General features: G+C 70.3%; 12 protein-coding genes. 6 read left to right on the forward strand and 6 right to left on the reverse strand.

Annotated elements, in window-relative coordinates:
- Nucleotides 1–359 precede the first annotated feature (359 nt).
- The 3 genes from ACPYOG_RS17470 (at nucleotide 360) to ACPYOG_RS17480 (ending at nucleotide 2,237) form a co-directional block, all read left to right on the forward strand.
- Nucleotides 360–566, forward strand: a complete 207-nt coding sequence (locus ACPYOG_RS17470) for a cold-shock protein (RefSeq protein WP_090038990.1) — start codon at nucleotides 360–362, stop codon at nucleotides 564–566.
- Between the two features lie 163 nt (nucleotides 567–729).
- Nucleotides 730–1,821 (forward strand): fatty acid desaturase family protein, encoded by a 1,092-nt coding sequence (locus ACPYOG_RS17475; RefSeq protein WP_481295428.1) that lies wholly within the window; start codon nucleotides 730–732, stop codon nucleotides 1,819–1,821.
- Nucleotides 1,822–1,904: 83 nt separating this feature from the next.
- On the forward strand, nucleotides 1,905–2,237 hold the full coding sequence (locus ACPYOG_RS17480; RefSeq protein ID WP_481295429.1) for a DUF7882 family protein: 333 nt from the start codon (nucleotides 1,905–1,907) through the stop codon (nucleotides 2,235–2,237).
- Between the two features lie 8 nt (nucleotides 2,238–2,245).
- Here ACPYOG_RS17480 and ACPYOG_RS17485 read toward each other — a convergent pair whose 3' ends face one another.
- Nucleotides 2,246–3,121 carry an aminoglycoside phosphotransferase family protein gene (locus ACPYOG_RS17485; RefSeq protein ID WP_481295430.1) on the reverse strand — a complete coding sequence of 292 codons (876 nt, stop codon included), beginning with the start codon at nucleotides 3,119–3,121 and terminating at the stop codon, nucleotides 2,246–2,248.
- 113 nt (nucleotides 3,122–3,234) lie between these two features.
- On the opposite strand from ACPYOG_RS17485, the gene ACPYOG_RS17490 reads away from it, so the two are divergent.
- The gene (locus tag ACPYOG_RS17490) at nucleotides 3,235–4,632 is read left to right on the forward strand and encodes a pyridoxal phosphate-dependent decarboxylase family protein (RefSeq protein ID WP_481295431.1); all 1,398 of its coding nucleotides are present in this window, start codon (nucleotides 3,235–3,237) and stop codon (nucleotides 4,630–4,632) included.
- A gap of 94 nt (nucleotides 4,633–4,726) precedes the next feature.
- On the opposite strand, the gene ACPYOG_RS17495 is transcribed toward ACPYOG_RS17490, so the two are convergent.
- The 3 genes from ACPYOG_RS17495 to ACPYOG_RS17505 are packed head-to-tail and all read right to left on the reverse strand — an operon-like array spanning nucleotide 4,727 to nucleotide 5,735.
- Nucleotides 4,727–4,981, reverse strand: a complete 255-nt coding sequence (locus ACPYOG_RS17495) for a DUF6458 family protein (RefSeq protein WP_481295432.1) — start codon at nucleotides 4,979–4,981, stop codon at nucleotides 4,727–4,729.
- Nucleotides 4,982–4,991: 10 nt separating this feature from the next.
- Complete coding sequence (locus tag ACPYOG_RS17500) at nucleotides 4,992–5,156, reverse strand: hypothetical protein (protein WP_167552371.1); 165 nt, start codon at nucleotides 5,154–5,156, stop codon at nucleotides 4,992–4,994.
- Nucleotides 5,157–5,207: 51 nt separating this feature from the next.
- The gene (locus ACPYOG_RS17505) at nucleotides 5,208–5,735 is read right to left on the reverse strand and encodes a MarR family winged helix-turn-helix transcriptional regulator (protein ID WP_481295433.1); all 528 of its coding nucleotides are present in this window, start codon (nucleotides 5,733–5,735) and stop codon (nucleotides 5,208–5,210) included.
- A gap of 97 nt (nucleotides 5,736–5,832) precedes the next feature.
- Between ACPYOG_RS17505 and ACPYOG_RS17510 the strand changes: the two genes are divergently transcribed.
- Nucleotides 5,833–7,110, forward strand: coding sequence for a serine/threonine-protein kinase (locus tag ACPYOG_RS17510; RefSeq protein WP_481295434.1), 1,278 nt, complete (start codon nucleotides 5,833–5,835; stop codon nucleotides 7,108–7,110).
- Nucleotides 7,111–7,149: 39 nt separating this feature from the next.
- Nucleotides 7,150–8,148 (forward strand): diacylglycerol/lipid kinase family protein, encoded by a 999-nt coding sequence (locus ACPYOG_RS17515; protein WP_481295435.1) that lies wholly within the window; start codon nucleotides 7,150–7,152, stop codon nucleotides 8,146–8,148.
- A 114-nt stretch (nucleotides 8,149–8,262) separates the two neighbouring features.
- On the opposite strand, the gene gap is transcribed toward ACPYOG_RS17515, so the two are convergent.
- Nucleotides 8,263–9,261, reverse strand: a complete 999-nt coding sequence (gene gap, locus ACPYOG_RS17520) for a type I glyceraldehyde-3-phosphate dehydrogenase (RefSeq protein WP_481295436.1) — start codon at nucleotides 9,259–9,261, stop codon at nucleotides 8,263–8,265.
- Nucleotides 9,262–9,383: 122 nt separating this feature from the next.
- Nucleotides 9,384–9,642: helix-turn-helix domain-containing protein (locus ACPYOG_RS17525; RefSeq protein ID WP_481295437.1), on the reverse strand; the 259-nt coding region annotated here is incomplete at its 5' end.

The raw sequence follows: 9,642 nt of genomic DNA on the forward strand, positions 1-9,642 counted from the left end.
TTCGTGACGAATGTCGCAGGCGGCGGATGCCTGCTTTCGCGCGGTCCGGCGGAGGTCGTTGCAGAACGGGGGTGAGTTGACGGCCGATCTCCTGTAGGCTGGCGGGACTCCGATCGGACGACGCCGTCGCGCATCGGAACGAATGAATCCGCGGCGATGCCGCGAAAGGACCGATATCTCCCCCTCCGCACGGCAGCTACCGCCGTTCAGCTCCCCGACGAGGGCGACCCCGACCCCCTCCTCGGCAATCCGCCGCGACCGGCAACCGCCGTCGCAGCCCACACACGTCCGCGCCATCGGTGCGGCTGAACGGGGCCGCTCGAGCGGTCCCGTATACGAATAAGAAGGAAAGAAAAACGATGGCTACAGGCACCGTCAAATGGTTCAACACGGAAAAGGGCTACGGATTCATCGCGCCCGATGACGGCACCGCCGACGTGTTCGCCCACTACAGCGAGATCCAGTCAGAGGGCGGCTTCCGCAACCTGACGGAGAACCAGAAGGTCGAGTACGAGGTGACGCGCGGCCCGAAGGGCCTGCAGGCGTCGGACATCCGCCCGGCCTGATCCCCATCGGTGCGGGACCGGCTTCCGGCCCCGCACCGATCCCTCCCTCCTGGCGGCGCGCCATTCCGTGCTCCTGCCCAGGAACGACGCATATGCTTCGAGAATCTCGGGCATCTGCCTACTACCTCGGCTGGGAAGTCGTCTGACACAGCGGAGGCCTACCGTGACCACAGCCGTTCTCGGTCCGATCCGGACCACCAAGGCGCGGTCCGCCCGCCCGCCGATCACCAGCAGCTACAGCGATCTGCTTGCTCAGGTGCGCGACGAGGGTCTCCTCGAACGCCGGCGCGGCTTCTACATCGTGACGTTCGCCGTCATCGCCCTGGCACTGGCCGGCGCTGTCGCCGGTCTGGTCCTCCTCGGCGACTCCTGGTTCACCCTCCTGATCGCCGGCGCGCTCGGCGTCATCTTCACGCAGTTCGCCTTCCTGGCGCATGAGGCATCGCACCGTCAGGTCTTCGCCTCCGGTCCCGCCAACGATCGCGCTGGCCGTTTTCTCGCGACCTGGCTGGTCGGGATGAGCTACCAGTGGTGGATGACGAAGCACACCCGTCATCACGCGAACCCGAACACGATCGGCAAAGACCCGGACATCGCCCGCGACACGATCTCGTTCACCGAGGCGGACGCGGCACGGGCGACCGGATTCCAGCGTGCGCTCACGCGCCGCCAGGGCTACCTCTTCTTCCCGCTCCTCCTCCTGGAGGGCGTCAACCTCCACGTGACGTCTGTGCGGTCCCTTCTCGGCAAGACGCCGATTCCCGGCCGCGCGAGGGAACTCACGGCCATCTTCGTCCGGTTCGCCATTTACGTCAGCGCTGTCTTCCTGCTGCTGCCGGTGGGCGTCGCGTTCGCGTTCCTCGGCGTCCAGCTCGCCGTCTTCGGCCTCTATATGGGCGCCTCGTTCGCGCCGAACCACAAGGGCATGCCGCAGCTCCCCGAGGGCTCGCGCGTCAACTTCCTCGACAAGCAGGTCCTCACCTCCCGCAACATCGCCGGGGGCTGGCGGATGAACATGTTCATGGGCGGCCTCAACCACCAGATCGAGCACCACCTGTTCCCGAGCATGCCGCGGCCGCACCTCGCACGCGCCCGTCAGCTGACCATGGCGCATTGCGCCGGGCTCGGCATCCCGTACACCGAGACCACCCTGGTGCAGTCGTATGCGATCGTCATCCGGTACCTCAACGAGGTCGGGCTGAGCGCCCGCGACCCGTTCGACTGCCCGGCCGCCGACGCTTACCGCCGACGATGACCGGGCACCCCTGCGACACATCCGCGGCGTAGTCCTGCGGTAAACATCCCCGTGAGGCGTACGGTGAAGCCGGGAGGTGCTCGATGGGCTACATGATGTACGACAGCAGCACGCAGATCTCGTTCGAGGATCGCGTTCTGGCGCATCTGGAAGTCGTGATCGTGTCCAAGCTCCGCCGCAAGGAGTCCTTCGCGCTGAGCTGGCGGGAGACGCCCGAGAACGGCGACGGGCGTACCACGGTATGGATCGATCCCTCCATCCCGCTCCGCTTCCGGTTCAGCGGTTCCCGGCCGCCGGCTCTGGACCGGGACTGGATCGAGCGGCTCGCCGTGGCGGCCGCCAGCTCGACCGGCCTGATCGCCGTCGACGAGCTCGGCCAGCCGGTGACCGGCACCACGCACGAGCGCGGGCTGTAGCGAGGGGGTCAGGTCGCGAGCTGCGTCAAGGCATGACGCGCCAGCGACGCCATCCTGGGGTTGTCGTCCGAGGCGGTCGCCAGGGCGGAGGCCATGACGACCGCCCAGCCGCGCGCCCGGCGCCAGGTCGCGGCGTCGGGCGGCACAGGCAGCGTGCGGCGGAAGCGCTCGCGCGCATCCCCCTCGAAGGTCAGCCACGCGGTCGCGAGGTCGGTCGCCGGGTCGCCGGAGGTCACATCCCCGAAGTCGAGCACCGCGGCCAACCCGCCCTCGGCGGTGAGCAGCAGGTTCCCGGGATGCAGGTCGCCGTGCAGAAGCAGCGGCGCGCCGTCCCAGGGTGGCGCATCCTGCGCCTCGCGCCAGGCCTGCTCGAGGCTTGCCACCTCCATCCGCCCGGACAGCGACCGAAGCCGCTCGCGGACCACCTCGTGCCGGGATGCCAGTGGAACCCCGCGGACGGGGTTGCGCGGTGCATCGGGCGCCGGAACGGCGAGCTCGCCGACGAACTCCGCCAGCGGCTCCGCGATGCCCGCGCGGTCCGCCCCACCAACGGAGGCTCCGTCGACGCCGTCGAACCACTCGACGACGCTCCACGGCCAGGGGAACGCGGCGGACGGCACCCCGAGCCGGAGCGGGACGGGGACGGCGACGTGCACCCGCGCGGCGATCGCCGGCAGCATCCACTGCTCGTGCTCGATGAGGTGGGCGGCCACCTCCCGGCGGGGGATGCGCACGGCGAGGTCCTCGCCGAGGCGGTACAGCTGGTTGTCCCAGCCGTCCGAGACCAGCCTCAGTTGGCCCGCGAGGTCGGGATGCTGCTCGGCGAGCAGGCGGGAAACGAGCGCAGTGTCGCTGCGGATATCCGCTCGGGGCGTGTCGCTCACCGCTCGACGGTATCAGGATCGGCGCATCCATTATGAGAATCGTGCGCTCACCGCATCCACGCCGCAGGATCGTTGCGTCGCCTGCCAAACGCATGCGGGATCTTTGTGACAGCATGGCCGACGGAGGATTCATGACCAGCACGCCAGCCCAGCCGCACGACCGGATGCACGCCGTGACGCCGGAGACCCGCGAACTCGTCGACCTGGTGCTCGACTATTCGCGCCGCCGCATCCTCAGCGAGGACACGCCGCTGGACAAGCCACTGCCCGAATTCGAGCTGCGCCGCCTCGCCGGGCAGACCGTCTCCGAGTCGGGGATGGGCGCCGAGCGGGCGCTCGCCCTGTTCGAGCACGTCCTCGCACCGGCCTGCATCACGACCGACCACCCGCGGTACCTGTCGTTCATCCCCACCGCGCCGACGAAGGCGGCCACCGCCTTCGACCTGGTCGTTTCGGCCAGCGCTGTGTACGGCGGGTCCTGGCTGGAGGGCTCCGGCGCCGTCTACGCCGAGAACCAGGTGCTCTCCTGGCTGGCCGCCGAGTTCGGGCTGCCGCCCACCGCCGGCGGGGTGTTCGTGCAGGGCGGGACGCTCGGCAACCTCTCCGCTCTCGTCGCCGCGCGCGATGTCGCCCGGACGGAGCACGGCAACCCCAGCGGGCGCTGGGTGATCGTCTGCAGCGCCGAGGCGCACTCCTCGATCTCGTCCGCTGCCCGGGTGATGGATGTGGATGTCGTGGCGGTCTCCCCGGGCGAGTCCGGCGTGCTGACCGGGGATGCCGTGCGTCCGGCCCTGCAGGAGTACGGGGACGCGGTTCTCGCGGTCGTCGCGACCGGCGGCTCCACCAACTTCGGCATCGTCGACGACATCGCCTCGATCGCCGCCCTCAAGTCCGAGTTCTCCTTCTGGCTGCACATCGACGGCGCTTACGGCCTGGCCGGGATGCTGTCGCCCCTCGCGCGTCCGCGCTTCTCGGGCGTCGAGCACGCCGACTCGGTCATTGTCGACCCGCACAAGTGGCTGTTCGCGCCGTTCGACGCCTGCGCCCTGATCTACCGCGACCCGGAGGCCGGCCGGCGTGCCCACACGCAGCACGCCGAGTACCTCGACACACTGACGGACACGACCGAGTGGAGCCCGTCCGACTATGCAGCGCATCTGACGCGCCGCGCGCGGGGACTGCCGTTCTGGTTCTCACTGGCGTCGCACGGCGCGGCCGCCTATCGCGACGCGATCACCGCATCCATCCGGCTGGCCGCGCAGATCGCCGACGAGCTCGAACGGCGCGACGGGTTCCGCCTGGTGCGGCGCCCGCAGCTCTCGGTCGTGGTTTTCGAGCGGGAGGGGTGGGCCAAGGAGGACTACGCGGTGTGGTCCGCGCGGCTGCTGGAGGAGCAGCGCGCCTTCGTCACCCCGAGCTCGCATGCCGGTCGACCGAATTCGCGGTTCGCCATCCTGAACCCGCTGACGACCTTCGACGACCTGGTGGGCATCCTCGACACGATGGAGTGAGCGGCGGTCGCTGCAGCGATGCCGACCCCGGACATGCGGAAGACCCTGTGCCGTCGGGGCACAGGGTCTTCCGGGTTCGTGGAGGGGAGAGGTGTCAGACGATGTCGTCCGACTCGCCCGACCGGCGCGTCACCCGATCGCCCGTCGCAGGGTCGACCGCTGTGCGCGTGGTGGCGATGGAGGTGCGACGTCGCGTGATCAGGATGATCCCCACGATGATGCCGATGACGCCGGCGACCATCAGGATGTACCCCACCAGGTGGAGGTCGACCCAGCTGACCTGGACGTTCAAAGCGAACGCGAGGATCGCACCGACGACGACGAGGAAGATCCCTGCGCCGAGACTCATGGGATGCCTCCTATACCCGTCGGCTCCCGGTGAGCAGCCGCACCAGCCAGACGATCACAGCCAGGACGAGCAGGATGATCCCCACCCACAGGAGGAAGTTCAACGACTGCACGAAGCCACCGGTGAGCAGCAGGATGATCGCGATGATGGCGATGATGATGAGCAGGATGTTCATGGAGAAGTGTCCTTTCTCTGACGTACTCCACGTAACAACTGCTTCAATTGCCTAGGAATCCCCTTGACTTCGGGTTCGTTTCGGCCTAGCCGCGTGCTCGCTGGCGATCCGGTCGACGGTCTGGCGCATCTTCGCCAGGAACCGCGTGACCGTCTCGGCCTCGTCCGGGCTGAGTTCTGCGGTGGCCGCGGCGATCTGCTCCTGGGCGGCCTGCAGCAGCGGCCCGGTGTCCCCGAGGGAGTCGCGGGTGGGGACGAGCTCGACGGAGCGCTTGTCGACGCGGCTCGGCCGGCGTTCGACGAATCCGCCGCGCACCAGCCGGTCGACGAGCAGGGTGGTGGATGCGCTGGAGACCCCGAGGTAGGCGCTCAGGTCCTTCGCCAAGGTCGGCCGGCCGGCCGCCGTGTTGTCGAGGATCAGGCGGAGCGCGAGGAGGTCGTTGTCCCCGATGCCCATGGCGGCGCCGGTGCGCCGGCGCATCGCCGCTTCGGCCGCACGGTAGACCTGGAGCGCCTCGAGGACGGCCGTATCCGGCCGGGGCGCCGGGTCCGGCTCTGGCACCTCCGGTTCGTGCTTCACCCTTCCCAGTCATGCCCTCCTCGCGCGCGTGCGCAACGGGGGTGGACCTGACTGTCGGTGGATTCACGGAGACGCGATGGGCGCGTATGCTCGCCCGGTGGATGATCGAGTGCTGCTGGACCGGTACGAGTTGACGGGGCGGCTCGGGCACGGCGGGATGGCGTCCGTGTACCGCGCGACGGACCTCCTGCTGGACCGCGAAGTCGCGGTGAAGCTGTTCGATCGCGGAACGGCGGTGGAGGATGCCCGGCGGCGCGGCGAGGCGACGGCGCTCGCACGATTGAGCCATCCGCACCTCGTCGCGCTCCATGACGCGCACCTGGCCGCTGACGGAGACGAGACGCCGAGCTTCCTGGTGATGGAGCTGGTGGACGGCGAGGATCTGCGCACCCGCCTCGAGCGCGGCCCCCTTCCGGCGGACGAGGCGGTCGAGGTCGCGGTCGGGATCGCGGAGGCGCTCGTCGTCGTCCACAGCGCCGGGATGGTGCACCGCGACCTCAAGCCGGGCAACATCCTGCTCGCCGACTCGAGCGTGCCGGGGGGCCGACCGGTCGTGAAGCTCGCCGACTTCGGGATCGCGCATCTGCTGGGTTCCGACCGGATCACAACGATCGGCACCGTGATCGGCACGGCCGGCTACCTCAGTCCCGAGCAGTTCCTGGGCGGGGAGCCCGGGCCGTCGGTCGATATCTATGCGCTCGGCCTCCTCGTGCTGGAGGCGCTCACGGGCGTTCGCGAGTATCCCGGCACCCCGCTGGAGGCCGTGGCGGCGCGTGCGGATCACGACCCGCGCATCCCCGCGTCCCTCCCGGAGGACTGGCGGGGGCTCCTCGCAGCGATGACCGCGCGCGACCCCGCCCGGCGGCCCACCGCGATGGAGGTCGCGGTGATGGCACGGGAGCTCGCTCCGCAGCTCGACGGCTGGATGCCGGACCCGGAAGCGGGGGAGGTGCTGCCCGGGGCGGCCGCTCCAGCGCTCCAGTCTGCAGGGAATGCCGCGGATGTCGAGCCCGCCGGGGATCTTGCGACCACCCGGGTCCTGCCGGCCTCGCAACGCCGCCGCCGCGGCTTCCTCACGGCCGGCGCCGTCGCGGGCTCCCTTCTCGTGATCGCGTCCGCGCTAGCCCTGGGAAGCCTCATGGCGCCCGCCGACCAGAAGCCCGAGACGGTGCCGACGACTCCGAGGCCGACCCCGAGCGTGGTGGCTCCGCCGGCCACTGTCGCACCGCCCGCCACGACGCCGGGCCCGGGCCAGGGCACCTCGGGGACCCAGACGAATCCGGCGAACGGCCCCGCGCAGCAGGGACCGGCCGGGGGCGGCGGCCCCGGCAAGGGCCCGGGCAAGAACAACGGCGGCGGCAAAGGCCACGGCTGACCGCTTCCGCAGTCCGTACTCCGCCGGTACTGTCGTGAGGTGCCAGCCGAGCCCCAGCATCCCGAACCGCGAACAGCCGCCATCGTCGTCAACCCCGTCAAGGTGGACGCGCCCGCCATCCGCGCGGCGCTGGCCGCTGCCGAGCAGCGCTACGGGTGGGGAGAGACGCTGTGGCTCGAGACGACGGAGGACGACCCGGGCACCGGGCAGGCGAGGGAGGCCCTCGACCGCGGTGTGGATGTGGTGATCGCTGCGGGAGGCGACGGAACCGTGCGGACCGTCGCCGAGACGCTGCAGGGGACCGGGGTCCCGCTGGCCCTGCTTCCCTCCGGCACGGGCAACCTGCTGGCGCGCAACCTCGACCTGACTCTGGACGACGTGGAGAACGCGCTCGAGTCGGCGCTCGACGGCGACGACCGCGCCATCGACGTCGGCGTCGTGGAGCTGCGGGACGGCAGCGGGCCGACCCGGCGGCACGCGTACCTGGTGATGGCAGGCGTGGGGATCGACGCCCGCATGATCGCGGCCACCGACGAAGACCTGAAGGAGCGTCACGGCTGGCTCGCCTATGTGAAAGCGATCGGCACCGTGCTCCGCGATAAGAACCAGCTGCGGGTCCGCTATCAGCTCGACGGGAAAGGCACGCATTCGGCACGCGCGCACAGCGTCCTGATCGGCAACTGCGGTTCACTGCCGGCCAACATCCTGCTCCTGCCGGAAGCGGCGGTGGACGACGGGGAGCTGGACATCGTCGTGCTGCGCCCCGAGGGATTCCTCGGCTGGCTGCAGATCGTAGTCAAGATCTTCTGGGAGAACGGCGTACTCCGCCGCACCACCGTCGGCCGGCGCGTGATGGGCGCCGACAAGGAGGTGCGGGCGATGAACTACCTGAAGGGCAGCCGGTTCGTGATGCGGTTGAGCCGGCCCGAGGAGGTGGAGCTGGACGGCGACCTGTTCGGCCGCGCGTCCGCCCTCCGCACCTGGGTCGAGGCCGGCGGCCTCACGGTGAAGGTGCCCCGCCGCGCGGTGGAGCTATAGGGCAGCGCGCGCGGTGGAGCTGAGGGCAGCGCGAAGCGATGCCGCGACCCCAGCGCCGAGGGAGCCTGCGACCGAGGTAACGGAGGCCTGCGCGGCGCCCGTGCCGTCACCCCCTCACGCCCGCGCGAGCAGCTCCAACGTGTCGACCACGCGGTTGGAGAAGCCCCACTCGTTGTCGTACCAGGCGACGACCTTGACGTGCCGCCCATCCACTCGCGTGAGAGCCGCGTCGAAAATCGAGGACGCCGGCTGGCCGGTGATGTCGCTGGAGACCAGCGGCTCGTCGGCGTAGTCGAGGATGCCGCGCAGCGGTCCGTCGGCGGCAGCGCGGTACGCGGCGAGCACCTCGTCCCGGGTCACTTCGCGCTCGACGGTCGTGTTCAGTTCCACGATCGAGCCGACCGGGACGGGGACGCGGATGGAGTCGCCGGAGAGCTTGCCGTCGAGCTGCGGGAGCACCAGGCCGATCGCCTTCGCGGCGCCGGTCGTGGTCGGGACGATGTTCACGGCGGCGGCACGCGCACGGCGCAGGTCGCGGTGCGGGCCGTCCTGGAGGTTCTGCTCCTGCGTGTAGGCGTGGACGGTCGTCATGAAGCCGTGCTCGATGCCGGCCAGGTCGTCCAGCACGGCGGCCAGCGGCGCCAGCGCGTTCGTGGTGCAGGAGGCGTTCGAGACGATGACGTGCGTCGCCGGGTCGAAGGCGTCGGTGTTGACGCCGTAGGCGAGGGTGACGTCCGCGCCGTCGGCCGGGGCGCTGACGAGCACCCGCTTGGCGCCGGCAGTGAGGTGGGCGCGCGCGGCGTCCGCCGAGGTGAAGCGGCCGGTCGACTCGAGCACGACATCCACGCCGAGCTCCTTCCACGGCAGGTCGGCGGGCTCGCGCTCGGCCAGCACGCGGATGCGGCGGCCGTCGACCACGAGGGCGTCGCCGTCGACCTCGACGCTGCGGCCCAGACGGCCGAGGGAGCTGTCGTACTTCAGCAGGTGGGCGAGTGTGGCCGGTGCCGTCAGGTCGTTGAGGGCGACGACCTCGAGCTCGGAGTCGCGCTCCAGGAGGGCGCGGAGGGTGTTGCGGCCGATGCGGCCGAATCCGTTGATGGCGATGCGGGTCATGGGGGTCCTTTCGTGTAACGCATCCATCGTCGGATGCCGGCGGCAGTCGCGAAAGTGGCGTCATCGACATCTAGCGCAAGCATCGCGCCACGCTGAAAATACCCGCGGGCGGCCCAGGATCGTCAGCCGGAGAACGTGTGCCGGTACTCGGTGGGCGAGGTGCCGAGGATGCGCTGGAAGTGCAGCCGCAGGTTCGCCGACGTGCCGAGGCCGACAGTGGCGGCGATCTGCTCGACGCCGAGGTCCGTCCGTTCGAGCAGCTCGCGGGCCAGGTCGACCCGCGCCCGGAGCACCCACTGCATGGGCGTGTAGCCGGTGTCCTCGACGAAGCGTCGGGAGAACGTGCGGGCGGAGACCTTGGCGTTCCGTGCGAGCTCCACC

This window comes from Leifsonia sp. HAY1-4F, from assembly GCF_056755275.1.